23 protein-coding genes and 2 tRNA genes are annotated in these 22,707 nt (G+C 63.8%); 10 read left to right on the forward strand and 15 right to left on the reverse strand.

The genetic code is table 11. The annotated features are described in order from the left end of the window. Positions 1 to 7 precede the first annotated feature (7 nt). Entirely contained in the window at positions 8 to 1,012 is a 1,005-nt protein-coding gene (locus ABFX23_RS13405) for a calcium/sodium antiporter (protein ID WP_346033513.1), read from the forward strand. A 77-nt stretch (positions 1,013 to 1,089) separates the two neighbouring features. On the opposite strand, the gene ABFX23_RS13410 is transcribed toward ABFX23_RS13405, so the two are convergent. After that, positions 1,090 to 1,557 carry an Lrp/AsnC family transcriptional regulator gene (locus ABFX23_RS13410; RefSeq protein ID WP_346033514.1) on the reverse strand — a complete coding sequence of 156 codons (468 nt, stop codon included), beginning with the start codon at positions 1,555 to 1,557 and terminating at the stop codon, positions 1,090 to 1,092. Positions 1,558 to 1,769: 212 nt separating this feature from the next. Between ABFX23_RS13410 and ABFX23_RS13415 the strand changes: the two genes are divergently transcribed. Both ABFX23_RS13415 and ABFX23_RS13420 read left to right on the forward strand, forming a co-directional pair. Continuing rightward, complete coding sequence (locus ABFX23_RS13415) at positions 1,770 to 3,548, forward strand: sensor histidine kinase (RefSeq protein WP_346033515.1); 1,779 nt, start codon at positions 1,770 to 1,772, stop codon at positions 3,546 to 3,548. 32 nt (positions 3,549 to 3,580) lie between these two features. Then, on the forward strand, positions 3,581 to 4,573 hold the full coding sequence (locus ABFX23_RS13420; protein ID WP_428831671.1) for a polysaccharide deacetylase family protein: 993 nt from the start codon (positions 3,581 to 3,583) through the stop codon (positions 4,571 to 4,573). Between the two features lie 89 nt (positions 4,574 to 4,662). On the opposite strand, the gene ABFX23_RS13425 is transcribed toward ABFX23_RS13420, so the two are convergent. After that, a tRNA-Pro gene (locus tag ABFX23_RS13425) sits at positions 4,663 to 4,739 on the reverse strand. Positions 4,740 to 4,936: 197 nt separating this feature from the next. Between ABFX23_RS13425 and ABFX23_RS13430 the strand changes: the two genes are divergently transcribed. After that, the gene (locus ABFX23_RS13430; RefSeq protein ID WP_346033517.1) at positions 4,937 to 5,323 is read left to right on the forward strand and encodes a thermonuclease family protein; all 387 of its coding nucleotides are present in this window, start codon (positions 4,937 to 4,939) and stop codon (positions 5,321 to 5,323) included. A 14-nt stretch (positions 5,324 to 5,337) separates the two neighbouring features. Here the strand turns inward: ABFX23_RS13430 and ABFX23_RS13435 are convergent. From ABFX23_RS13435 to ABFX23_RS13465, 7 genes are all read right to left on the reverse strand, one after another. Next, a tRNA-Ile gene (locus ABFX23_RS13435) sits at positions 5,338 to 5,413 on the reverse strand. Positions 5,414 to 5,478: 65 nt separating this feature from the next. Continuing rightward, positions 5,479 to 6,861, reverse strand: coding sequence for a M28 family peptidase (locus ABFX23_RS13440; RefSeq protein ID WP_346033518.1), 1,383 nt, complete (start codon positions 6,859 to 6,861; stop codon positions 5,479 to 5,481). Between the two features lie 39 nt (positions 6,862 to 6,900). Next, positions 6,901 to 7,398: a DUF427 domain-containing protein gene (locus ABFX23_RS13445; RefSeq protein WP_346033519.1), complete on the reverse strand. Its 498-nt coding sequence runs from the start codon at positions 7,396 to 7,398 to the stop codon at positions 6,901 to 6,903. Next, a complete protein-coding gene (locus ABFX23_RS13450) occupies positions 7,395 to 7,757 on the reverse strand; it encodes a thiol-disulfide oxidoreductase DCC family protein (RefSeq protein WP_346033520.1) in 363 nt (120 codons plus the stop codon). The genes ABFX23_RS13445 and ABFX23_RS13450 overlap by 4 nt, the downstream gene beginning before the upstream one ends. Beyond that, entirely contained in the window at positions 7,750 to 8,685 is a 936-nt protein-coding gene (locus ABFX23_RS13455; RefSeq protein WP_346033521.1) for an NAD(P)/FAD-dependent oxidoreductase, read from the reverse strand. The genes ABFX23_RS13450 and ABFX23_RS13455 overlap by 8 nt, the downstream gene beginning before the upstream one ends. A gap of 49 nt (positions 8,686 to 8,734) precedes the next feature. Further along, the gene (locus ABFX23_RS13460; RefSeq protein ID WP_346033522.1) at positions 8,735 to 9,958 is read right to left on the reverse strand and encodes a GGDEF domain-containing protein; all 1,224 of its coding nucleotides are present in this window, start codon (positions 9,956 to 9,958) and stop codon (positions 8,735 to 8,737) included. Positions 9,959 to 10,051: 93 nt separating this feature from the next. Further along, on the reverse strand, positions 10,052 to 11,023 hold the full coding sequence (locus ABFX23_RS13465) for a L,D-transpeptidase family protein (protein ID WP_346033523.1): 972 nt from the start codon (positions 11,021 to 11,023) through the stop codon (positions 10,052 to 10,054). 119 nt (positions 11,024 to 11,142) lie between these two features. On the opposite strand from ABFX23_RS13465, the gene ettA reads away from it, so the two are divergent. Both ettA and ABFX23_RS13475 read left to right on the forward strand, forming a co-directional pair. Further along, positions 11,143 to 12,816, forward strand: a complete 1,674-nt coding sequence (gene ettA / locus ABFX23_RS13470) for an energy-dependent translational throttle protein EttA (protein ID WP_346033524.1) — start codon at positions 11,143 to 11,145, stop codon at positions 12,814 to 12,816. Positions 12,817 to 12,825: 9 nt separating this feature from the next. Next, positions 12,826 to 13,092, forward strand: a complete 267-nt coding sequence (locus ABFX23_RS13475; RefSeq protein WP_346033525.1) for an acylphosphatase — start codon at positions 12,826 to 12,828, stop codon at positions 13,090 to 13,092. Between the two features lie 33 nt (positions 13,093 to 13,125). Here the strand turns inward: ABFX23_RS13475 and ABFX23_RS13480 are convergent, their stop codons facing one another. The 3 genes from ABFX23_RS13480 to ABFX23_RS13490 all read right to left on the reverse strand — a co-directional run bounded on the left by ABFX23_RS13480 (position 13,126) and on the right by ABFX23_RS13490 (position 14,901). Next, positions 13,126 to 13,326 carry a hypothetical protein gene (locus ABFX23_RS13480; RefSeq protein ID WP_346033526.1) on the reverse strand — a complete coding sequence of 67 codons (201 nt, stop codon included), beginning with the start codon at positions 13,324 to 13,326 and terminating at the stop codon, positions 13,126 to 13,128. 114 nt (positions 13,327 to 13,440) lie between these two features. Next, positions 13,441 to 13,938: a TonB family protein gene (locus ABFX23_RS13485; protein ID WP_346033527.1), complete on the reverse strand. Its 498-nt coding sequence runs from the start codon at positions 13,936 to 13,938 to the stop codon at positions 13,441 to 13,443. A gap of 330 nt (positions 13,939 to 14,268) precedes the next feature. Next, positions 14,269 to 14,901 (reverse strand): flavin-binding protein, encoded by a 633-nt coding sequence (locus ABFX23_RS13490; protein ID WP_346033528.1) that lies wholly within the window; start codon positions 14,899 to 14,901, stop codon positions 14,269 to 14,271. A gap of 122 nt (positions 14,902 to 15,023) precedes the next feature. On the opposite strand from ABFX23_RS13490, the gene ABFX23_RS13495 reads away from it, so the two are divergent. Both ABFX23_RS13495 and ABFX23_RS13500 read left to right on the forward strand, forming a co-directional pair. Then, positions 15,024 to 16,025 carry an RcnB family protein gene (locus tag ABFX23_RS13495; RefSeq protein ID WP_346033529.1) on the forward strand — a complete coding sequence of 334 codons (1,002 nt, stop codon included), beginning with the start codon at positions 15,024 to 15,026 and terminating at the stop codon, positions 16,023 to 16,025. Between the two features lie 138 nt (positions 16,026 to 16,163). Continuing rightward, positions 16,164 to 16,847, forward strand: a complete 684-nt coding sequence (locus tag ABFX23_RS13500) for a prolyl hydroxylase family protein (protein ID WP_346033530.1) — start codon at positions 16,164 to 16,166, stop codon at positions 16,845 to 16,847. A gap of 4 nt (positions 16,848 to 16,851) precedes the next feature. On the opposite strand, the gene ABFX23_RS13505 is transcribed toward ABFX23_RS13500, so the two are convergent. Then, a complete protein-coding gene (locus ABFX23_RS13505; RefSeq protein ID WP_346033531.1) occupies positions 16,852 to 18,480 on the reverse strand; it encodes a lysine--tRNA ligase in 1,629 nt (542 codons plus the stop codon). 111 nt (positions 18,481 to 18,591) lie between these two features. Here ABFX23_RS13505 and ABFX23_RS13510 point away from each other — a divergent pair, with 111 nt between their 5' ends. Continuing rightward, positions 18,592 to 19,467, forward strand: a complete 876-nt coding sequence (locus ABFX23_RS13510; RefSeq protein ID WP_346033532.1) for a mechanosensitive ion channel family protein — start codon at positions 18,592 to 18,594, stop codon at positions 19,465 to 19,467. Positions 19,468 to 19,615: 148 nt separating this feature from the next. Next, a complete protein-coding gene (locus ABFX23_RS13515) occupies positions 19,616 to 21,121 on the forward strand; it encodes a tannase/feruloyl esterase family alpha/beta hydrolase (RefSeq protein ID WP_346033533.1) in 1,506 nt (501 codons plus the stop codon). Here ABFX23_RS13515 and ABFX23_RS13520 read toward each other — a convergent pair. Together ABFX23_RS13520 and ABFX23_RS13525 are read right to left on the reverse strand one after the other, a co-directional pair. Next, a complete protein-coding gene (locus ABFX23_RS13520) occupies positions 21,118 to 22,056 on the reverse strand; it encodes a hypothetical protein (protein WP_346033534.1) in 939 nt (312 codons plus the stop codon). The genes ABFX23_RS13515 and ABFX23_RS13520 overlap by 4 nt on opposite strands. 111 nt (positions 22,057 to 22,167) lie before the next feature. Beyond that, complete coding sequence (locus tag ABFX23_RS13525) at positions 22,168 to 22,590, reverse strand: SgcJ/EcaC family oxidoreductase (protein WP_346033535.1); 423 nt, start codon at positions 22,588 to 22,590, stop codon at positions 22,168 to 22,170. Between the last annotated feature and the right edge of the window lie 117 nt (positions 22,591 to 22,707).

Consider the following 22,707-nt stretch of genomic DNA (forward strand, 5'->3'; position numbering starts at 1 on the left):
AGTCCTGATGCCCGACATTACCGATATCGGAATCCTGCTCGCAGGCCTCGTCCTGCTGATGATCGGCGGCGACGTCATGGTACGCGGGGCAGTCGGCATTGCCGAGCGCTTGCGCCTCTCGCCCATGCTGATCGGTCTCGTCGTCGTGGGGCTTGGCACGTCCAGCCCGGAACTGGCTGCCAGTGTCCAGGCTGCGCTTGCCGGATCTCCGGGCCTTGCGATCGGCAATATCGTCGGCTCCAACCTCGCCAACCTGCTGCTGGTGCTGGGTGCCGCTGCATTGATCGCACCGATGGCGGTAGACAGGTCCGCCCTGTGGCGTGACGGAGGCGTAGGACTTGCCGCGTCTTTTGCGCTGGTGGCTGCCGGCTTTACGCTGGGGCTGGACCGGATCGCAGCCTTCGCCTTCCTTATCGGGCTAACCGCCTACATCTGGTATGCATACCAGCAGGAGAGGCTCGCGCCGGTAGACCAGCCCTACGATCACACGGCCGCGTTCGACAGGGCCGCGGCTTCGGAGGGGTTTGACCCCGCCCTGCACCCGCACGACGAACCTGCGCAGAGCCTCGGCAAGGCGCTGGCTTTCTTCATCGTCGGCCTCGGCCTGATCGTGGGCGGCGGCACCCTGCTGGTGAACGGCGCGGTGTCCATCGCGTCGGCCATGGGTGTGAGCGAGGAAGTGATCGGCCTTACCATCGTCGCCATCGGCACCTCCGCGCCGGAGCTGGTGACGTCGGTCATCGCGGCATTTCGCGGGCAAAGCGATATTGCGCTGGGCAACGTTCTCGGCTCGAATATCTACAACATCTTGTTTATCGGCGGTGTGACGGGGCTGGTCGCACCCGGCCCGATCCCTGCAAAGATCATCGAATTCGACTTGCCCCTCGCGACGCTGGCAGCGTTCGTGGTGATGGTGTTCGCCTATACCGGCGGGCGCCTTTCCCGACGCGAGGGCGGCCTCTTGCTGGCGGCCTACATCGCCTACACCGTTTTTACGGCCGACCTGATCTAGGCAGGCGGAGAGCCCCGGCGCAACCGGGGGGGCATCGGCACCACCGACGAGACGACCGGCTGGCGAGTGCCGCCGCGTCAGTCTTCCAGCGGAACGCCCGGCATGTGCTTGGACGTACGGATCGTCAACGAGGTCTTGACGCTGGCCACGTTGGGAGCGGGCGTCAGCTTGCTGGTGAGGAATTCCTGGAAGCTCTGCAGGTCCCGGCTAACGATCTTCAGGATGAAATCGATCTCGCCGTTCAGCATGTGGCATTCGCGCACTTCGTCCAGCTTGGCGATGTGATCCTCGAATGCCTTGAGGTCCTCTTCCGCCTGGCTACGCAGAGAAACCATTGCAAACACGGTGATCGCGAAGCCGAGCTTCGAAGCGTCGAGATCGGCGTGGTACCCACGGATGACTCCCTCTTCTTCGAGGGTGCGTACGCGGCGCAGGCAAGGCGGCGCAGTCAAACCGACGCGGCGCGCGAGGTCGACATTCGTGACGCGTCCCTCTGCCTGCAATTCCGCCAGCAGGCGGCGGTCGATCTTGTCGAGTGTGGACATCCAAAAGCCCCCTAGCCCTCTTCCGCAATCTCTAGTGCGGAACGCGCAACATCTACCACGCCGAAACGCATCCCTGCAAAATAAAGTTCCTTATGGTGGCAATTGTCCCCTTTTGCAACGCATCGGTCCTTAACCATGCTCGCCTCTCGGGACGGCGCTATTGCGAAACTTGATGATTTCTTAACCTCGTTTCCAAAGCGGAGCCCGCCAAAGTGTTCGATGACCGCCTAGCAACCGTGCTGCGCATGCGCGCCGGCAACGAGGCGGGATTGCGCACGCAATTCAGGCAATTGCTCGACCTGCTGGGCACGCGTGAAATGGCAATATCCGGGAAAGCCATGGCGCGGCTCGCCCGGTCAGCGAATGCGCTCTCTCCCTCTGAATTGAACCGCATCTTGATCCGCCCGGCACTGGCAATCGGCGACATGAGGCTGGCCACGATTGCCGGTTTCGTCCGGCTGCACCAGTTGCAGGCGTCGATTCCACAGGAAGACCAGTCCGCTATCCTGCGTGAGCCGGGCCTGCGCCTGCGCAATCCCGAGTTCGTCGCATTCCTTGCCGAAGGAGAGCCGAAGCCCGCCGCTGCAGCCGTCGCCACGGCCCGCCTAACCGAAGACGAATGGCTGGCTCTTATTCCGCGCCTGCCGGTAACGGCACGCGGTTTCCTGAGGCACCGACGCGATCTCACTCCCGCGGTCAAGCAAATGCTCGAGCGGCTCGGTGTGCAGGACCTCGTGCTGCCGACCAGCCAGATCGCACGCAGGGAAGAAGCGGCAGCACCGCTCGCCGGGCCTGCCGCGAATGAACCCGCGCCGGGCGTCAAGCCCTCTGGTCCGCCCCCTCCCCTGGAAGGCATCGGCGAACTGCGGCGCAGGATCACCGCTTTCCAGGAGGGGCGCCGGCAGGGACGTGCCTCGCCTCGACTGCCGCTGGGCGATCGCGCTTCCCAGGAAGACCACATCTCGCGCGGCGTGATCGATCTGGTCACCGATGCCAGCGGCACCGTCGTGCGCGCAGATGGCATGGTGGGCCCGATGCTGGCGGGTTTAAAATTGGCCGCGCCCGTGCCTGGCGAACTGGTCGATTTCGGAGATGATGTCGCCGCCACCTTGCGCCGGCGGTTGCCTGTGCGGGGTGCATTGATCACCATCGCTGCTGCGCCCGAAGTGAGCGGAGAGTGGCGCATGCACGGCGCACCTTTATTTGCGCACCATACCGGTAATTTCGACGGCTATTCGCTGCGCCTCTACCGGCCCAACCGTCCACCGATCGAGGAGCAAGTGGATACGCCCGGCGACGCTATGCGGCAGGTATTGCATGAACTCCGGACACCCGTGAACGCGATCCAGGGTTTCGCCGAGATCATTCAGCAACAGATATTCGGCCCGGCGCCGCACGAATACCGCGCCCACGCCGCCAGCATCGCAGGCGACGCAGCCACGCTGCTGGCCGGGTTCGACGAGGTTGATCGGTTGGTCAAACTCGAGAGCGGGGCAATGAAACTCGAGGAAGGCGCGACCGATCTGCGCGAGGCACTTACGGACACGGTAGAGCGACTGGACCGCGTGCTGCGCGCTCGCAGCGCCGGGTTCTCGCTCAGGGTATCGGGCTCTCCATTCCACGTGGCGATGGATCGGAGCGAGGCCATGGCGCTGTGCTGGCGGCTGCTGGCAACCGCGGCGGGCGCGCTCGGACCTGGCGAGGAGGCGCAGCTAGAGCTTAACGGCGACGGCGAAAACGTTCATCTCAGCCTCGGCATCCCGGAAAGCCTGCGCAGCGCCGCTCCGGACACCTCTCGCGACAGTCAGCGCCGCCGCGCGATCAGCGCCGGAATGTTCGGACCGCGCTTCACCTTCCGTCTCGCGGAGGTAGAGGCGCGCGCAGCAGGGGGATCTCTGGAATGCGAGGAGGACCGGGTAACCCTGCACCTTCCTGCCTTGACCTCGACAGGCGCCCCCCATAGCAGCAGCGGCTACGGGACCGGGGGCTAGCTGGCCCGCAAACAGGAGAAACCAGAGTGGCGATGGGCAACCTGCTCGACCCGCCAACCGCAAGCTCCAAGGCGCGCTTTGCGGACGATGCACCGCGTTTCATCCTGACAGTCGATACCGAGGAGGACTTCGACTGGGACCAGCCTCTTTCGCGCGACAGCCATGATACTCGGCATGTCCCCAAACTGCGAAAATTCCAGCAGTTCTGCGAAAACGAAGGTGTTGTCCCGATTTACCTGGTCGACTGGCCCATCGCCACGTCGCGCACCGCGCGCGAAATCTTGCGCGAACCGGTACTGGCCGGGCGTGCGGAGATCGGTGTGCAATTGCACCCCTGGGTCAATCCGCCGTTCCAGGAAGAGGTGACGCAGCACAATTCCTTCGCCGGAAACCTTCCTCCGGAACTCGAGGAGGAAAAGCTGGTGGCACTACGCGATGCGATCGAGGAGAACTTCGGCATCGCACCCCTCATATACCGCGCGGGCCGCTACGGCCTTGGCCCGAATACGGCGCAGTTGCTGGCGATCCACGGCATCGCCATCGACACCTCGGTGCGGCCGCTGTTCGACTATTCCAGCGCGGGCGGCCCCGATTACCGCGGCCATCCGCTCCACCCGTATTGGGTGGACGAGGATAGGACGCTGCTGGAACTGCCGCTGACGAGCACGTTCTGGGGCATGCTGCGCCGACAGGGCGATCTGATCTACCCGCGCTTGTGGCGCATGCCCGCCATGCGCGGTGTCTTGGCGCGCCTGGGGCTGCTGGAACGTGTGCCCCTTACACCTGAGGGCGTCAGCGTGGAGGAAGCCATTCGCGGAATCGACATGGCCCTGGACGACGGTTTGCCGATGCTGGTGCTGTCATTCCACAGCCCTTCGCTGCGGCCCGGCTCCACGCCCTACGTGCGCGACGATGACGACCTCGATGCCCTTTACGACTGGTGGCGGCGGATCTTCGCCTATCTGGAGCAGCGCGGTGTGAAGCCCAGTTGCGTGCGCGACGTGATGGCCTCGGTGAAGAGATAGCGCCGAGGACGTTGCGGCCAAAATGGTTGGAGAGACAGGAGTGGCTTCGCCGATCCATCTCGACATTCAGAAGACTTGCTTTGCAAGAATGGTCGGGGAGACAGGATTCGAACCTGCGACCCTCTGTTCCCAAAACAGATGCGCTACCAGGCTGCGCCACTCCCCGGACCGCGAACGCCCTTAGGTTTTGCGCGGAAACGGTGCAAGCGCGAATGCGTTTGGCGGGCATGAAAAAGCGATAATGACCGAGGGTGATTGCGTCAGCTGCCTTGTTTGGTCTGCGTAATATCACCTATTCTTACGCCTCCAGAACCGAGGCGGTACAGCGAGAAACGGGGCGAAGATGCGCCCTAGGCAAGCCGAATGCTTGCACTTACGACCGCCATTGCCCTCACCCTTACCTGCTCTGTCACCGATGGGGATACCATCCGCTGCGGCGACGAGCGCATCCGCATCACCGGGATCGACGCGCCGGAAACGCGCGCCTGCAGACAAGGGCGCCAATGCGTCCCCGGCGACGGCCAGGCTTCCACACGCACTATGGAGGCGGTTGTCGAGGGCCGGGAGCTCACAATCGTCAGGCTCGGGCGGGATCGATATGGCCGAACGCTGGGCGTGGTCTATGCCGATGGCGAAAACGTTGCCTGCGCCCAGCTAGCCGCTGGCCAGGCCTATTATGTCGAGCGCTGGGACAACGTTGGCCTCGTCGCCACAGACTGTCCCGACCTCGCCGCGCGGCGCACTGTTTAGGAAAACACGCAAGGTGGTGGGCCCGGCAGGATTCGAACCCGCGACCTAGCCGTTATGAGCGGCCAGCTCTAACCGCTGAGCTACAGGCCCACATTGCCTTGCGTGCAGACGCGCCACTAACCGCCTACCCACCATCGGGCAAGCGGATAGAGAGCCTACTCGCCGGTCTGGATATCAGCGGCCTCGTTGGCGAGGATGCCCACCACCTGCGTCCACACGGCTACGTTCTGGCGCAGTTGTACCGGGTCCACCTTGTCCAGCGTATCGTCCGGCGTGTGGTGCAGTTCGAAATAGCGGGTGCCATCCTGCTGCAGGTCGATGATCGCCCCACCCTGGTCGCGCGAGATGTTGATGTCCGCGCCGCCGCTGGCGACAATGGCGGAATTGGCAACACCGAAGCGCACGACGGACTGCGCCAGACGCGCGTGAAGAGCGGGGTTGCTCTCGCGGAAATTGCTTTCGAAGCGCCACACCCTATCGGCACCGAAATCGCTTTCCAGGCCGACGGCAATCGGCTCGTCGATGTGCGCGGCGCTGAAGGCCTCGCTGCCCCAGAGACCGGTCTCTTCGGCACCTGCCATCAGCACGCGGATCGTGCGCAGCGGCTGGCCAGCTTCCGCCACGTTGAGCGCGGCGGAAGCGACGATACCGCAACCTGCTGCATCGTCGATAGCGCCCGTGCCGAGGTCCCAGCTATCGAGGTGGCAGGCCACCAGCACCGGCGGCAGCGAAGGATCGCGCCCCACGATCTCGCCCACCACGTTGCCGCTCGTGGTCTCACCCAGGAATTGCGGCGTCAGCGTCAGGTGCATCATGATCGGCTGGCCATCGGCGCGCGTGAACATGCGCTCCAGGTTGTCGGCATCGGGATTGGACAATGCGCCTGCCGGTGTCGGCTCCACGCCCTCCGGGAAGCTTGTGCCACCGGTGTGCGGCGTGCGGTGGTTCTCCGTGCCGATGGAGCGGATAACGGTCGCGACAGCGCCCTTGCCTGCGGCCACCCCCGGCCCGGTCCAGCGGGCAGGCCCGGCGAAGCCGTAGCCCGAGCCATCCTGCGTCGGGCGCATGTCGTGGCTGATGAAAGCGATCTTGCCGTCGAGGCTGCCTTCCGGCGCAGCGACCAGGTCGGCGTAACTGGGGAAGTAGACGACTTCTGCCGTGATCCCCTCAGGCCCAGTGGAGGCCGTGTTGCCCAAGGCGGTGATGTGCATCGGCTGTGCGAACGGAGCGGTGATGCGCGCCTCCTCCTCGCCGCGCACCCAGGTCTGCATGGCAAACGGTTCGTCCGCCACGTTGGCAAAGCCGCGCTCGGTCAACCAGTCCATCGCCCATGCGCGCCCGCGCGCCTCGGCCTCGGTGCCCGGCTGGCGCGGACCGACTTCGGTGGTGATACCCTCCAGGAAATTCCACGCCGCCGTATCATGCTCCAGCGCGTGATCGGCCTGCGATGCGACGGTGTTCTGGTGGTGGTCCGCCTGCGCAGCAGCGGGCAGGACAAGCGATACGGCGGCAACCGCCGCAAGGTAATGTTTTTGCATGGCAGCCGAGCTAACGCCGCGCGCGCCGCTTGCCAAGTTTTACCAGAAACGACTTCCAGGAATGCCCTTGAACGGCCCGGCCACCTTGCTGGTGATCCAGCCACCGTAGAACTCGCCGGGCTGTGGAATCACTTCCTCGCCGTCGACAAGGCAGCGATCGAACGGCGCCGCATAGAAGGCGATGAAATTGGCAAGCATCGCAAAGCCGGGCGTCGGGCTGGGATAGGACCAGCCGACGCGTTCCAGAACGTCGTCGTCCACCACCACGTCCCAATAGCGGGCCGCGCCCTTCCACTCGCAGAAGGATGTGCCGCCCGCGCGCCGCAACACGCCTTCGGCAATATCATCGGGCGGGATATAGTAGTTCGGCGGGTGGCTCGTCTCCAGCACGCGCACGGCATTGCGGGTATCGGAAATCACCCGGCCACCGTGTTCGATCACGATATGGGCACCGGTCGGTTCGGCGATGGCAGGGCGCGGATAGTCCCACACGCTTTCCTGGCCGGGCTTCACCGGATCGGGCTGGGGGTGTCTCATGCGGCATCCTTTCGGGCGAAATGACTTTGCAGGCGCGGGCGAATGCGCAGGAATCGGCGGTAGAGCCGCTCCAGCAGCCAGAGCAGCGGCGGGAAGCGCGCGGCCTCGCCCAGCGGTCTCAGCAACGGGATGGCGCGCCACATGGCGGCAAAGGCCGCGGCACCGCTGAGAGTGCGGCCATTCTCCCGCGCGTGAAACCGCGCCAGCAGTTCCTCCTGCGAAAGCGGGCAGTTTTCTGGCGCACCTTCGCTTACGTCCACGAATTCGATGGCCCCGCGCCTGTCGAGTTTGCGCATTCCGGAAATCTCGCGCCGGCACAAGGGGCAGGCACCATCGTACCAGACGACGAGATCAGGCACTATCGAGCACCCGCTGCGCCAGTTCCCAGCCGGAGAGGTAGGCGTTCTCCACGCGCGGGCCGTGCAGCCAGTCTCCGCAAGCCCCGATGTGGCGTGACGCGTCCCATAGCGCCCCCTCCCCCGCATCGCCGCACATGGCGTATCGCCAGCGGTGGGCGTCGCTATGGAGCAGTTCGGGCAAGGTTCCACCGGCGTGCTGTTTCAGTTGCTCGAGAAGCAACGTAGCCACCGCCTCTCGCTCCTCTTCCAAGTTGGTGCGAGACCATTCGGGTGAGCCCTGCACCACCCAGCACTCCGCCTCGCCACGACCCGGCTTGGAAGCGTTGCGCGCCGCCCAGCCGATTGCCCCTGCATTGCGCAGGGTATCGGGCAGGTCAGGCCGCTCGGCGAAAACCGCCATGACGGTCCAGCACGGGTCCGACACGGTTTGCTTGGCCAGAGTGGCCATTTCCGGGGCGCTGGCGGCCAGCAGGGCGGGAACCTGTTCGGCCGGGATCGCGGAGATCACGGCATCGAAGATCTCGCGCGGCGCGTCAGGTCCGCACAGCTTCCACCCGGTCCCGACAGCGCGGATACCCTCGATGCGCGCGCCGAAGGTCACATTCGCGCGCTCCGCCATCGCCTTGACGGGCGCGTTCATGGCCGGAGTGCCGACCCAGGCGCCTTCCCTTGCCGCTGGCCAAGGGGCAACGATGCCGTCCGCCTCCCATGCCTCTACCTGGCGCAGGAAGCGCTCGTCGCGGGCGGTGAAATACTGCGCGCCGTGATCGAACTGCACGGCCTTGCCGCCCAGCTCGGCGCGGCGCGACGACATGCGTCCTCCGGGACCTCGGCCCTTGTCGAAGAGGCGCACACCGTGGCCTGCGGCACTCAGCCGCTGGCCGCAGGCAAGACCGGCCATGCCGGCACCAATAATCGCGAATTCCATCAGATGCATGTGGCGACTCGTGCTTGCCGCTCCAATACCGGATTTCGGCCTATGCGTTGGCAGCCTTTTGCCCGCGCGGCAGGGGCGTGACGACTTGGTCCGCCTGCTGGGGCCGGTCCGGCTGACCTGCGGCGTCTTCGCCGGCTACGCGGTTTCGTCCGCCGTTCTTGGCGCGATAGAGCTCTGCATCGGCCCGAGCGAACATGCCATGGTAGCTTTCGCGCGCAGTACGCTCGACCACGCCGAAACTGGCGGTAAGGCAAATGCCGTCACCCAGTGCGGGATGTACGGTCAGCGAGAAGGCTACGCGAATCCGCTCTGCCAGCCGTGCAGCGGCATCACCGTGACAGTCCCATACGAAAATGCAGAACTCCTCGCCGCCCACGCGACCCGCCAAGTCATTTTCGCGGATCATGCTGCCAAGCAGCTTCCCGAATGCGGCAATTGCTTCGTCACCTGCCTGGTGCCCCCACAGGTCGTTGACCTGCTTGAAGTGATCGATATCGGCCACGACCATGCTGACAGGCAGGTTGTCTCGCGCAGCGATCGTCAGCCGGGCATTCACCTCGCGCTCGAACGCGTGGCGCATCCTGAGGCCGGTCATCGCGTCGAAGTTGCCACGGTCACGCACGTTGTTGACGAGATCCACGAAGCAGGCCCCGATCAGCACCATGGCGACGCCCAGCGCTTTCACCGTCAGGATGAGATTGATTACCGAGTAATAGATGGACTCGCGGTATTCGGCTACCGGGATCGCGCCCTCTGCCAGCAGGGTCAGGCTGGGACGCAGCAGGAAATCAGCCGCATTGATCGCCAGCGCCGCAATGATGAAGCGATCGATCCACTCCCGCTTCGCAGAACCGAGCAGCGTCACCGTCCCGATCACGAACATTACGCCGTAGCCGGTGTTGACGATCACCAGCCGCGGCCCGGCATCGCTGGACAAGAGCACCGCGACCACAAGCGCCAGAGCAGCTCCGACATAGGTCATGACGAGAGCGGGAAGACTCAACTGCACATCCGCGCGGTCGCAAACACCCCAGATCAGGCAACCGGAAGCCAGTGCATAGAATAGCTGCGAGGTGTGGAACAGGAGAGGCGAATCGGTCGGCAACAGGTGCGTGACGCCAAAGCCGAGTGCGAAGAAGCCGTATCCCACGGCAAAGGCCAGCACGTGTCGGCCCATCCGCCCGCGCTGCCACATGATCAGCAATGTCGCCATGAAGACGACCGCCGTCAGCGGCGTGATCAGCCCGAGAATCTGTTCGCGCATGTAATAAAGCCTGCTCCCTTGTGCGGGCACTAGGGAGCAAAGGTAAATGCACCGCTAAGCGGTTGCACGATCAGGCGGATTTGTTGACGAGCGCTAGACGAATACCACTTCGACACCCTGGGATACGGCGTCTGCCAATGCCTGCGCATCCCAGTTCGTCAGGCGGACGCAGCCGTGGCTGGCGGTCTTGCCGATCAGTTGCGGATCGGGGGAGCCGTGAATGCCGTAGCCGTCCTTGCCAAGGTCGATCCAGATGCCGCCGACCGGGTTGTTAGGGCCGGGCGGGATGATGAATGTCTTGTCCGGCCCCCAGCGCTGGTCTTCGGGATCGAACGTGTAATTCGCTTCCGGCGCCACCGCGCTCACGGTCATGCTGCCACTGGGGCTAGGAAATTCGCTGCTGCCGATCGTGGCAGGAAACGTCGCCAGTTCCGCCCCGGACGCGTCCAGCGCGGCAACCTCACCGCGCTCCTTGCGCACTTCGATCCGGGCAACCTCGCCCGCCAGGTTCCGCCGTCCGCGCGCAACGATGACAATCTGCTCGCCCGCGCGCGAGAAATCCGCATCGGGATTGAGCGCGGCGAGGAAGCCCTGGTCCATGTGAAAACGTTCGGCCAGCAATTCACGCGGCGTTTCGTATCCCACGCGCGCCATGTCGGCCTGCTCTGCGAAATCAGACGGGACATCGTAGAATGGTCCGTCAACGTCCTCCTGCGAAATGGTGTAGGTGCGGAACATCTCGCCCGTTTCCTGCTTCAGCAGGGCTCGCAGGAACTCGGTGTCGATCCCGCCGTCCTCGCTCATGCCATGGTTGCGGCGAAAGGCCGCGACAGCGCGCTGCGTGTTGCCGCCGTTGAAGCCGTCGATAACGCCGGGCGAATGGTTCGAACGGTCCAGCATGATCTGCACAGCCAGCACCTCCATGTCGCGCTCCCCCAGCTGGGCCTTGCTGATGCTTTCGGGCAGCGTCACCGACAGTCCCGGCCCGCCTTGTGCCACGGCAGGCACGCCCGCGCTCAGCAAGGGAAAGGAGAGGATGGCGGCAAGGATCGGGCGTTTGGTCATACCCCTGTAAACCGCTGGCGGAGCCGCACGTTCCTCTGGGTGCTTGCCCAGCGCAGGCCAAACCCCTATCTGCGCCCCAAATCCAATCCATATCCAGATTCCCGCGACAAGGACCGAAAATGGCCGCCCAATACGCATATGTCATGAAGAACATGACGAAGACCTTCCCCGGTGCGCAGAAGCCGGTGCTCTCCAACATCAACCTGCAGTTCTATCGCGGGGCGAAGATCGGCATCGTCGGGCCCAACGGCGCGGGCAAGTCCACGCTGATGAAGATCATGGCCGGCATTGATACCGACATCACCGGCGAGGCATGGCCGGGCGAGAACATCACTGTCGGCTACCTGCCGCAGGAACCGCAGCTCGACGAGAGGAAGACCGTCCTCGAAAACGTCAAGGACGGCGCCCGCGCCACGGCGGACAAGGTGGACGAATACAACGCCATCGCCGCGCAAATGGCGGAACCCGATGCCGATTTCGAGGCGCTGGGCGACAAGATGGCCGCCCTTCAGGCAGAGATCGACGCTGTCGACGGCTGGACGCTCGACAACCAGCTCGAGATCGCGATGGAAGCCCTGCGCTGCCCGCCCTCCGATGCCGAGGTGAGCAACCTTTCCGGCGGTGAGAAGCGCCGCGTCGCCCTCACCCGCCTGCTGATCCAGAAGCCGGACATCCTGCTGCTGGACGAGCCGACCAACCACCTCGACGCAGAGTCGGTGCAGTGGCTTGAAACGCACCTGAAGGAATACGCGGGCGCCGTGCTGATGATCACCCACGACCGCTACTTCCTCGATAACGTCGTGGGCTGGATTCTCGAACTCGACCGTGGTTCGTACTATCCCTACGAAGGCAACTACTCGACCTATCTCGAGAAGAAGGCCAAGCGCCTGGAGCAGGAAAGCCGCGAGGAATCGGGCAAGCAGAAGGCCCTGCAACGCGAACTGGAGTGGATTCGTCAGACCCCCGCCGCCCGCCAGACCAAGAGCAAGGCGCGTATCCGCAAGTTCGACCAGCTGCAGGACGAGATGGGCAACCGCAAGCCCGGCAAGGCGCAGATCGTCATCCAGGTGCCCGAACGTCTTGGCGGCAAGGTGATCGAGGCGAAGAACATCTCCAAGGCCTATGGCGACAAGCTGCTCTTCGAAGACCTGTCCTTCATGCTGCCGCCGGGCGGCATCGTGGGCGTGATCGGTCCGAACGGCGCGGGCAAGTCCACCTTGTTCAAGATCATCACCGGGCAGGAAGAGCCCGACAGCGGCACCATCGAGATCGGCGAGACCGTGCACCTCGGTTATGTCGATCAGAGCCGCGATGATCTCGATCCCAAGAATAACGTCTGGGAGGAAATCTCCGACGGGCTCGACTACATGAAGGTGAACGGCCACGACACCAGCACCCGTGCCTATGTCGGCGCATTCAACTTCAAGGGACAGGACCAGCAGAAGAACGTCGGCAAGCTGTCGGGCGGTGAACGCAACCGCGTCCACATGGCCAAGATGCTGAAGGAGGGCGGCAACGTGCTGCTGCTGGACGAACCGACCAACGACCTCGACGTGGAAACGCTGGGCGCGCTGGAAGAAGCCATCGAGAACTTCGCCGGCTGCGCCGTGGTGATCTCGCACGACCGCTTCTTCCTGGATCGCCTCGCCACGCACATCCTCGCTTTCGAGGGCGATAGCCACGTGGAATGGTTCGAAGGCAACTTCGAGGCTTACGAGGAAGACAAGCGTCGGCGCCTTGGCGATGCGGCTGACCGGCCTACGCGGGTGCAGTACAAGAAGCTGACGCGGTAACGCTCGGGCGTGACCGCCACCCACCTCATCATCCACGGCCGTGTGCAGGGCGTGTTCTACCGCGACTGGACCGTTTCCACTGCGCGCGAGCTTGGCGTGAATGGCTGGGTGCGCAACCTGCCCGATGGGACGGTCGAGGCGCATCTCGAGGGCGCGTCCCATGCGGTCGAGGCCATGATCGGGAAGATGCACGACGGTCCGCTCGCCGCACGCGTGGACCGGATCGAGCAAAGCGAGGCCGAAGCGCCGGGGTTCGAAGGGTTCGAGCGGCGCTGATACCGAGTGACGTGCAGCAGGCCCGCTTTGCCATCAGTTGTGATCCGCTTTCAGTTCGGACCAGTCGAAATAGGCGCTGGGATGGGAATGGATCTCGTCCAGCGCCGTGTTCATCAACTCGGCGGCGCGCTTGCAATGGCGATCGGCCTGGCACGGATCGGAGGACGCAAGAGCGCGCAGCACTTCCTTGCGCGCCTGCCTCATCTGTAGCGGGGCCTGCAGGTTTTGTATCATCACGTTCGATCCCAAAGCTTTTCGTCTGATTTCCCATAGACTTCGGCGTCACCGCCGACTGCCCGCAGCGCAGCCGGAGGGTGACGCCGAAGAACCGGTTCTTCGAATTCGAGGTCAGGATGGCGCAGATGGCGCAACCATCACCGCCAGCGTCCGCGAAGCCAGCCTCCCGGATGCTATGAGTTCCATGTTCTCCTCTGCCGCGCGGGTTCCGAGACGGTCGGCAACGCGCTGGTTGGGGGCGAAAACGATACTGAGCAACACCGGTTGATCGCCGCCCTGCGCTGCCAGGTTGTCGAGCCTGCTCACGGCATAGATGGCCGCCCTGTCCATCTGCCGCCGACCCGATCCCTCGAACAGGCTGACCTGTTCCGCACGGCCATCACCGTTGGCGACGAAATAGACTTTCACGACGCCCGATGCCCGGTTGTCCCTGGTGTCGGCGGGAAAGGGAATGCGATAGAGTTCGCGGCTGATTTCACGTTCGAGGGTCGATATCAGGTTCAGCCGCTCCGGCTGCACGACGATAGTATCACCCTGAAGGTGCTGCTTGGCGGTAACCGGTGTCCCGATTAACGCGAGACCGATAGCGGCGAAGACGAGATTTTTCATGTGATCATCCTTTCAAAAAGATGATCGGCCACAGTGTGTGCGCGCCCTACGCAACCCGAAAACTGGGCGTGTTAGACCGAAGGTCGATCAGGTTTCGGATGGCGCCTGCGGAACGCCTCCAATGCGGGAGGTCTCTTATTCAAATATGGCGGATATGGAGCAGTTGCGACATTCAATCAGATGTTGCCGGTCTTGCTTCACGACTTGCCCCTTCGGACAATCTTCCACAATCCACGCTGGGGGACAGGCAAGGCGAACTATACGGAAGAAACGCGCGCTTCTGGCCGCGAGTTGCGACTCGCCCCCCTGACCGTCAAGCAAGGTTGCAGGTCAAGGCGATACCCAGCGCCCCTCGCCGCTCGCTAGATGAATGATCGCGCGGCGGTGGCCGGTGTGGGCGAGGCTGAACCAGTCGGCCTCCTCCAGTTCCACCAGCAGCACCGCGAAGTTCTCCCGCGCCGGAACCAGTTCCTCGTCCGATGGCTCCGTCCCCTCAAACTGCGAAGGCAGGCCCGAGGTCGGCGTATCCGAAACGGCGCCCGGACCTTCGCCCAGGTAACAGCGGCGCGCGAAGTTGGTGCTCTTCGCCCAGGCTTCGTCCACCAGAGGCGTATCGCGCTCGATCCAGCCGCGACCACGACAGCGCACCTGCACCTTCGCCTCCCGATCATAGAACAGCACACCCACCGGCGCGCCGTCCCCGATCACATCGACCTTGGGAGAGCGGGCGTCAGTGTGAAACCGCAGCCGCCAGCCGACCCGGTCAAACTGGCGCAGCACCATCACCCGCGCGTCGGCATCATCCGTGACGACGACGGGCGTGTGCATAGCCGACTTGCGACGGGTTGCGCCCTCGTTCAGGCGGAATGCGATATCGTCGCGAATGTTATCAAGGGTTTCGATGGCTGCGTCCTTCTCGATGCGGCGTTCAGGAAAGAGATCGTTAACATGAACGTTAAGCAAACAAGGTGGTTCAGTTAACGCTCATGACGACTCGTTACAACTTGCGACATCGAATGAAACGTAATGACTTTTGCAGCCGCAGCACTCGGGCGGCAGTGGTCCAGTCCAAGGGAGATGTTGCGATGCAACTCACAGACCTTTTCAAATCCGTTGGCCTTGCTGCCCTCGCCGTCGCCATGGCGGTGCCGATGCTGCCCGATACCGCCGAGGCATCCGAGGAAGCACAGCGCTTCAATGATGGCCAGCAGCGCGGTGAACGCGGCAATCGTGGCGAGGCGCGGCAGGAACGTCGAGAAGCGCGCCAGGAAAGGCGCGGCAACCGTGGCGAGGCACGCACCGCTCGCCGCGAAAACAATCGCCAGTACAACCGCTCCGAAATGCGGCAGGCCCGTGAACGACGGGAAAACGTGCAGCGCCAGGCCCGCCAGGTCGACCGTCGCAGCGAGCGCCGTGCGGACCGCGTGGAACGCCGCGGAGACCGCGCCGCTGAGCAGGCGCGCCGCAACGGCGATTATCGTGCCGCGCGCCGGATAGACCGCCGCAGCGAGAACCGCGCCGACCGGATCGAGCGTCGCGGCGATCGCCGGGCGGATAACATCCGCAACGGCGACCGCTATGTAACCTCGCGCAACACGAGCTACCGCGACCGGGATCGCAATCGCAGCTACCGCGACCGTGACCAGCGCCGCTATCGCGATCGTGACCAGCGCCGCGACTATCGCGATCAGCGTCGTTACCGGGATCAGCGCAACTATCGCTACGACCGCGGCGATTATCGCCGGGACCGCCGCGAAGCGCGTCGCGACTATCGCCGCTGGAACCGTAACGCCTGGCGTAATGACCGTCGGTATAACTGGAGCCATTACCGCTCGAACAACCGCCGCCTCTATCGCCTGGGCCGCTACTACAGCCCCTATCGCAACTACAGCTACCGTCGCCTGAGCATCGGCTTCTATCTCGACAGCCTGTTCTTCGGCAGCCGCTACTGGATCAACGACCCCTGGCAGTATCGCCTGCCGGAAGTCTACGGACCCTATCGCTGGGTTCGCTATTACGACGATGTGATCCTGGTGGATGTCTACACCGGCGAAGTGGTGGACGTGATTTACGACTTCTTCTGGTAAGCCAGAACCAAGGATTGCCGGAGCGAGTGGCCGGCAATGGACCCCCCGCCCTCCCTGTGGGCGGGGGGTTTTCCATGTCCGCGATCCGACACTCCGGCCTTGCCTAAGGTGCCGAGGAATGGAAAAGCATAGGCCATCATGGCAAGCGAGACGACAAGCAAGTTCCCCCCCAACGCCGATCAGGCCCGACTTAAGTCACTCGGGGAGAAGGTGCGCAACCGGCTGGAGGCCAATCCCGCGATCTACAAGGTTCCGTCCGACGATGTGGAACTGTTCGCGCTGGGTGAATTCATGTCGCCTGCCGAATGCGGCAAGATGATGGAACTGATCGACGCGACGGCAAAACCCAGCAAGGTTTTCGACCTGAGCTACGAATCCGGATACCGCACCAGCTACTCGGGCGATGTCGATCCACAAGATCCGTTCGTGAAGAAGATCGGCCGCCGGATCGACGACCTGCTGGGCATCGAGCCGCTGTGGGGAGAGACCATTCAGGGCCAGCGGTACATGCCGGGCCAGGAATTTCAGCCGCACCACGACTGGTTCCATCCGGGAACCAGTTACTGGGATTTCGAGATGAGCCGTGGTGGGCAGCGCAGCTTCACCACCATGGTATTTCTGAACGAAGTGGAAGCGGGCGGCACAACCGATTTCGTGGACCTGGGCATATCACTGGAACCAAAGCCCGGCGTGCTCCTGATCTGGAACAACGCCAAGCCCGACGGCACGACCAACCCGATGACCATTCACGCAGGCCGCCCCGTCCAGGCGGGCGCGAAATACATCATCACGAAGTGGTATCGCACCCGGCAATGGAACTAGGCCCTCAGCGCGCCAACGCCTCGGCAATCAGTTTCCGCGTGTTCTCCACGCCGTAAAGCGCGATAAAGCTGCCCATGCGCGGGCCTTGCGACGAACCGAGCAGAGTCTCGTACAGCGCCTTGAACCAGTCGCGCAGGTTCTCGAAGCCGAAAGCCTCGTCCTTGCCGATCTCGTAGACGATCGTCTGCAGGTCTTCGGCGGCCATGTCGGCCGGCACCTCGGCCAGCTTCGCGTCCAGCGCCTTCAGCGCCTCAGCCTCGTTGGCTTCGGGCGCGCGCTTCACGAGAGTGGGGGCGATGAAATCGCGGTTGTAGGCCAACGCCTTCTCGACCAGCCGGAACAGGTCGGGATGATCGTCGGGGTCCATGTCGTGCATGTAATTGCCGAGATAGGCCCAGACCTGCTGGTGCGTCGCCTCGGCCCCTAGCACGCCGACAAGGTTCAGCAGCAGGCCATAGGTAACAGGCAGGCTGTCGCCCGCGCCGATCGGCGGCTGCGACCCGCTGGAATCCTTCACCCGCAGCAGGTTCCACGCAGGGTTGCCCAACTGCTTGTCGAGATCCTGTTCGGGGATACGTTCGCGGAACTGCCAGTAATCGTCCACCGCGCGCGGGATCACGCCGACGTGGAGCTGCTTGGCACTCTTGGGATTGGGGAAGATGTAGAAACCGAGGCTCTCTTCGGAACCATAAGTCAGCCATTCCTCAATCGTCAGGCCGTTGCCCTTCGACTTGGAAATCTTCTCGCCCTTCTCGTCCAGGAACAGCTCGTAGATCAGCCCTTCCGGCTTCTGCCCGCCCAATACGCGGGCGATCTTGCCGCTTTGCACGCCGGTATCGGTCAGATCCTTGCCGTACATCTCGTAATCGACGCCCAGCGCGACCCAGCGCATGGCGAAATCGACCTTCCATTGCAGCTTGGCCATGCCACTCAGCGCGCTCTGCTCGATCACCTCTCCGTCACTGTCGGTGAAGCGCACGATGCCCTCGTCCGCATCCACCACTTCGACAGGTACCTGCAGCACGTGGCCGGTCTTGGGCGAGATCGGCATGATCGGCGAGTAGGTCGCCGCGCGTTCAGCGCGCAACGTGGGCAGCATGATGTCGAGTATCGCCTGGTTGTTGCGCAAAACGCCGCGCAGCGCATCGTCAAATGCACCGGAGTTGTACTTGTCCGAGGCGGCGATGAACTCGTACTCGAAGTCGAAGCGGTCGAGGAATTCGCGCAGCATCGCGTTGTTGTGCGCGGCAAAGCTCTCGTACTTCTCGAACGGGTCGGGAATGCGGCTCAGCGGCTTGTGCAGGTTCTCTTCCAGCAGCGCCTTGTTGGGCACGTTGTCCGGCACCTTGCGCAGACCGTCCATGTCATCCGAGAAGGCGACCAGCCGCGTGGCTGCGGGCGTGCCGTCGTCCGACGCTGCCACGATCTCGTACGCCTTGCGCACCAGCGTGGTACGCAGCACTTCCTGAAAGGTGCCGATGTGCGGCAGGCCCGAGGGGCCGTAACCGGTTTCGAACAGCACGGGCTTTCCGCCGGGTTTACCCTGCGGGTAACGCTTTGCTAGGCGCTGGGCTTCCTGAAAGGGCCATGCCTTGGACTTGCGGGCGGCTGCGATAAGATCGGTGCTGAACATGGGCTGCGCCCATTGCCCATGCCGAGAGGTTTCGCAAGCGCGAAGTCTTCACCGGAACCTGAACGGCAACGCAACATTTGATAACGAAAGAACGAAAAACCGGGGGTTCATTTGAACTATATCGAGATTTTGCAGAACCAGGTGCTGGGCATGTGGACGGGCTTCATCGCCATCCTGCCCAACCTGGCCATTGCCCTTGTTGTCCTGATCCTGACCTGGATCGTGGCCAAATTCGCCGTGCGCGTCGCCAACAAGGCCACCGGCAAGTCCAGCATGCGCGAAGACCTGCGGCAGCTGGTGGAAACCGTGGTGCGACTGGCTATCTGGATCGCCGGCGTCATCCTCGCTCTGATCGTCGCCATTCCGGGTTTCACGCCCGCAGGACTGATCGCGGGCCTCGGCATCGGTGCCCTTGCCATCGGCTTTGCCTTCCAGGACATCTTCGAAAATTTCCTCGCAGGCGTACTCATCATGCTGCGCGAAAAGATGCGCATCGGCGACCTGATCGAGGTCGAGGGCGTTCTGGGCAAGGTTGAAAAGATCACCCTTCGCGAAACCTACGTGCGCCAGCTTTCCAACGAGCTGACGATCATGCCCAACTCGATGCTGTTCAAGAACGCGGTACAGATCCTCACAGACGACACCGTGCGCCGTAACGAGATCGTGGTGGGCGTCTCCTACGATGCGGACCTCGAGGAAGCGCAGCGGGTGATCGAGGAAGCGATGAAGACAGTCGATGCCATCGTCGAGGATCGCCCGGTCATCGTCTACGCGCAGGAATTCGGCGGTAGCTCGATCGATTTCCTAGTCCAGTGGTATGCCCAGTCCGCCGCGCGAGACCTGCGCCAGACCAAGAGCGAGGCGATCAAGGCGATCAAGAAGGGCCTCGATGCAGCGGGCATAGGCATCCCCTTCCCGATCCAGACCAACTATTTCGCAGAGCCGCTGCGGATCGAACAGGTCGGGGCCGAAAAAACGGCAGACTAAGTCAACGAAAGCAATTGGCGCGGGGCGCCTGCTGTGCCATCCTTGCCCGCAAAGGAGAGGGAAGGATGGTCATCGGCAGGCGCGCCGTCGCGCATTGTCCCGAGACCGCGCACGCTCTCCGGAGGATAAACACTTGGGGGATCAGCCTATGCGCGCTCTAGCCGTCACCACCAGCCTTGCCGTTCTTGCCGCCTGCACAACCGCCGAGACGGACGTTCCTGAAAACCCGCGCGGCGTTGCGCTTTCGGCCAACCAGTGCGAATTCCTGGCGACCGAGGAGGCAGGCGATCTTGCGCTTTCCACCATCTGGGTGCCGGGCGCCGATGGCCTGCCTTCCTACTGCGAAGTCACGGCCACGCTGAACCCTGTCGAGGGATCGAACATCGGCGTCGTCTACCGACTGCCGGAAGACTGGAACGGCAACGTGCTGGGCATCGGAGGCGGTGCCTGGCTAGGCAACACCTCGCTCGATGCGGCGCGCGACGGCCTGCTGAAGGGCTATGCCGTGATGCAGACCAACGGCGGGCACACCAGCACCAATCCCTGGGGCAACGAATGGGTTATCAACCCGGTGCAGGCCGCCGACTTCAGCTACCGCGCCATTCACGAGATGACGCAGGCGGGCAAGAACGTTGCCCAACGTTTCTACGGCCGGGCGCATGATACCGCCGTCTATTCCGGCTGCTCCACCGGGGGACGCATGGGCCTGATGGAAGCGCAGCGTTACCCGGCCGATTATGACGCCGTGATTGTCGGCGCGCCAGTCTACACGCTGCAGGTGCAGACCAGCGCGGTGTTCCGCAACCAGACCTTTGCCCAGCCGCAGGCTGCTTTCACCATGCCCGAACTCCAGATGGTGCAGGACGCCGCTATTGCCGCCTGCGATGCTAACGACGGGCTGGAAGATGGCCTCATCAACAATCCGCGAAGCTGTTCATGGCAACCGCGCACGCTGCAATGTTCGCCGGGTGAAAGCGAGGGCTGCCTCAGCCCGCAGCAGGTCGATGCGCTGAACACACTGTACAACGGTCGCAAGGCCGCTGACGGCAGCTGGATGATGCACCCGATGAGCCGCGGGGGAGAGGCCGCATGGGGCTTTTTCAACCGCGCCGACGGCAGCGGCCAGAACGCTGATCCCACGCGCGGCGGCGGACTGATGGGGCTGCAACCGGTGATCTTCGGCGCGAGGCCCGTGGACTGGGAGAACTTCTCCGAAGCCGACTACATGACCGTTCGGGGTTCGGACTTTGCCGAGATGTACGAAGCGAAGAACCCCGACCTCTCGGCCTTCTTCGAACGCGGCGGCAAGCTGATGCTGTGGCATGGCGAGAACGACGCAGGGCCGAGCCCGGTCCTCTCCAACGACTATGCCCGCGCGGTGAACGCGAAGAACCCCGAGGCCGCCAGCCAGTTCAGCTATTACCTCGTCCCCGGCATGGGCCACTGCGCCGGCGGGCCGGGGGCCGACCGGATCGACTACTTGGGCGCAATGGAAGACTGGCTGGAAAGTGGCTCCGCGCCCGATCGCCTCATCGGCACCAAGGCCGACAGCGACCTCGTGCGACCGCACTGTGCCTGGCCCGAGGTCGCCCGCTACGACGGCGCTGGCGATGCCGACGATCCGTCGAACTGGACCTGCGTGCCGCGAAGCTAGTCCCCCTCGCGGCGGTTTGGCGAGAGCGAGGTCACGATACGACCGTCAGGCGAGGTGTAGCGGCGCGGTGCCTGGGACGCCTGCGCAGGTTGGGGCTGTCGCGGCCGGGTGGAGATAGTGCTCGTCACGAATCCACCCGTGTTTGCTGGCGAGGCTGGCCGGCTTGCGTGAACGAGGCCAGGTGGATTGGGCGTTGCAGGCCGCGTCGGCGCGGTGGGCGTCCGTGCGGGTTCCGGACGCGATTGCGCAGGCTCGGGAGCAGGAGGAACCTCGGGCGGCCGGTAAGGCTCGATCTTCTCGACCGTGAAGCCGACCTCTCCCTTCCGGCGCAGCCACCACAATGCGCTCGCCGCCAATGCGGCAATCGTCAGCACACCTGCCAGAAGCCAGGCGAGCCAACCCCAGGATGGTTCAGCACTGTCTTGCGCCAAGGTCGCGGGCGCTTGAGACGGGACCGAAGCGTTCGGTAATGCGCGCTCCTCCGCGATATCCGAACCCGTCGCGACGGAAGTTTCGGGCTCTTCCAGCGGTGCCTGCTCCTCCACCGGTTCGTTCGAACGCTGCGCTGGCGAAGCTGCCTGCGGCGACGCTTCTTCCACCTGCTGCGCGGGAAGCGCGATTCGTGGCGAAGGCGTGGCAGCCGGAGTCGCCAATGTCGGCGACGGCGACGGCGTCGGGGTCGGCGCAACTTGCCGGGGAGCCGCGCTTGGTTGCGGCAGTGGCTGGATTGTCGGTTCGGTCCGGTTGCGGCGAACGGTATCGGCCTGCGGCTGCAGGGTGAAATCGTCGGGCACGCCCTGGACGCGCTCGATCGGCTGCGATGTCGGTGTGGGCGTTGGCGCGGGCGCCGCCTGCCCGCCGCCATCCTGCGCCTGCACGAAGGCAGGAGCCAGCAACAGCACGGCCGAGGTAGCAAGGAACGGTATGCGAGCCATGATCCTGAACGCCTAGGCAAAGATCACGTTTCGCTGCGCTGAACGAAGGCGAGCGGATGCGTTATTGCGGCAACACCTGCGGCGAGGTGCGCGCCACGATGCGACGGTCGCTCAGCCGGTGATGCCGCCGGTATCCACCAGGATACGGCTTATCCGGCCATCTTCCACCCAGATCGCAGTAACCGTGCAGCATATTTCCGTGCCGTCATCGAAGACATAGGATTCGCGCTGCACGATCCCTCCGCCCGAGGCCCGGCCCTGCCGCTCTATTCGCGCCCGCGGTGCGCCGGGGCCGAAATTGGGTGCATAGCTGGCGGCAATGGCCTCCCTGCCGCGGTACTCGTGTCCTTCGACGATCACGACCGCGTCCTCTGCGAAAGTTGCCAGGAACCGGTCGAAATCGCCTGCCGTGTAGGCGGCGTTGTGCTGGCGGACGACGTCCTGGCTTTCCTCGCCGAACGGTTCGGCGGAAAGCGGCATGGCTGTCATCGCGACGGCTCCGCAGGCGGCGACGACACTGATGGTCTTGCGCATGGTCGGTCTCCTTCGTCTCTCGACGTTCCAGCTTTACCCGAGCCCCTCTGAGGACGCCTTACGGCTTATACCTAAGGCCGGATTTACCCTCGTCCGCCCACGTAAATGAGAGCCGAC

The sequence above is a fragment of the Erythrobacter westpacificensis genome (assembly GCF_039542285.1).
GTDB lineage: Bacteria > Pseudomonadota > Alphaproteobacteria > Sphingomonadales > Sphingomonadaceae > Alteraurantiacibacter > Alteraurantiacibacter westpacificensis.

What these genes read in the sequence shown, in the direction of transcription:
- ABFX23_RS13515 (WP_346033533.1), top strand. Translation starts at nt 19,616, where the DNA reads ATGCGCGCTCTAGCCGTCACCACCAGCCTTGCCGTTCTTGCCGCCTGC.
- ABFX23_RS13480 (WP_346033526.1), bottom strand. Translation starts at nt 13,326, where the DNA reads ATGATACAAAACCTGCAGGCCCCGCTACAGATGAGGCAGGCGCGCAAG.
- ABFX23_RS13430 (WP_346033517.1), top strand. Translation starts at nt 4,937, where the DNA reads ATGCTTGCACTTACGACCGCCATTGCCCTCACCCTTACCTGCTCTGTC.
- ABFX23_RS13420 (WP_428831671.1), top strand. Translation starts at nt 3,581, where the DNA reads ATGGGCAACCTGCTCGACCCGCCAACCGCAAGCTCCAAGGCGCGCTTT.
- ABFX23_RS13445 (WP_346033519.1), bottom strand. Translation starts at nt 7,398, where the DNA reads ATGAGACACCCCCAGCCCGATCCGGTGAAGCCCGGCCAGGAAAGCGTG.
- ABFX23_RS13485 (WP_346033527.1), bottom strand. Translation starts at nt 13,938, where the DNA reads ATGAAAAATCTCGTCTTCGCCGCTATCGGTCTCGCGTTAATCGGGACA.
- ABFX23_RS13455 (WP_346033521.1), bottom strand. Translation starts at nt 8,685, where the DNA reads ATGGAATTCGCGATTATTGGTGCCGGCATGGCCGGTCTTGCCTGCGGC.
- ABFX23_RS13465 (WP_346033523.1), bottom strand. Translation starts at nt 11,023, where the DNA reads ATGACCAAACGCCCGATCCTTGCCGCCATCCTCTCCTTTCCCTTGCTG.
- ABFX23_RS13520 (WP_346033534.1), bottom strand. Translation starts at nt 22,056, where the DNA reads ATGGCTCGCATACCGTTCCTTGCTACCTCGGCCGTGCTGTTGCTGGCT.
- ABFX23_RS13410 (WP_346033514.1), bottom strand. Translation starts at nt 1,557, where the DNA reads ATGTCCACACTCGACAAGATCGACCGCCGCCTGCTGGCGGAATTGCAG.
- ABFX23_RS13405 (WP_346033513.1), top strand. Translation starts at nt 8, where the DNA reads ATGCCCGACATTACCGATATCGGAATCCTGCTCGCAGGCCTCGTCCTG.
- ABFX23_RS13525 (WP_346033535.1), bottom strand. Translation starts at nt 22,590, where the DNA reads ATGCGCAAGACCATCAGTGTCGTCGCCGCCTGCGGAGCCGTCGCGATG.
- ABFX23_RS13460 (WP_346033522.1), bottom strand. Translation starts at nt 9,958, where the DNA reads ATGCGCGAACAGATTCTCGGGCTGATCACGCCGCTGACGGCGGTCGTC.
- ABFX23_RS13495 (WP_346033529.1), top strand. Translation starts at nt 15,024, where the DNA reads ATGCAACTCACAGACCTTTTCAAATCCGTTGGCCTTGCTGCCCTCGCC.
- ABFX23_RS13505 (WP_346033531.1), bottom strand. Translation starts at nt 18,480, where the DNA reads ATGTTCAGCACCGATCTTATCGCAGCCGCCCGCAAGTCCAAGGCATGG.
- ABFX23_RS13500 (WP_346033530.1), top strand. Translation starts at nt 16,164, where the DNA reads ATGGCAAGCGAGACGACAAGCAAGTTCCCCCCCAACGCCGATCAGGCC.
- ettA (WP_346033524.1), top strand. Translation starts at nt 11,143, where the DNA reads ATGGCCGCCCAATACGCATATGTCATGAAGAACATGACGAAGACCTTC.
- ABFX23_RS13440 (WP_346033518.1), bottom strand. Translation starts at nt 6,861, where the DNA reads ATGCAAAAACATTACCTTGCGGCGGTTGCCGCCGTATCGCTTGTCCTG.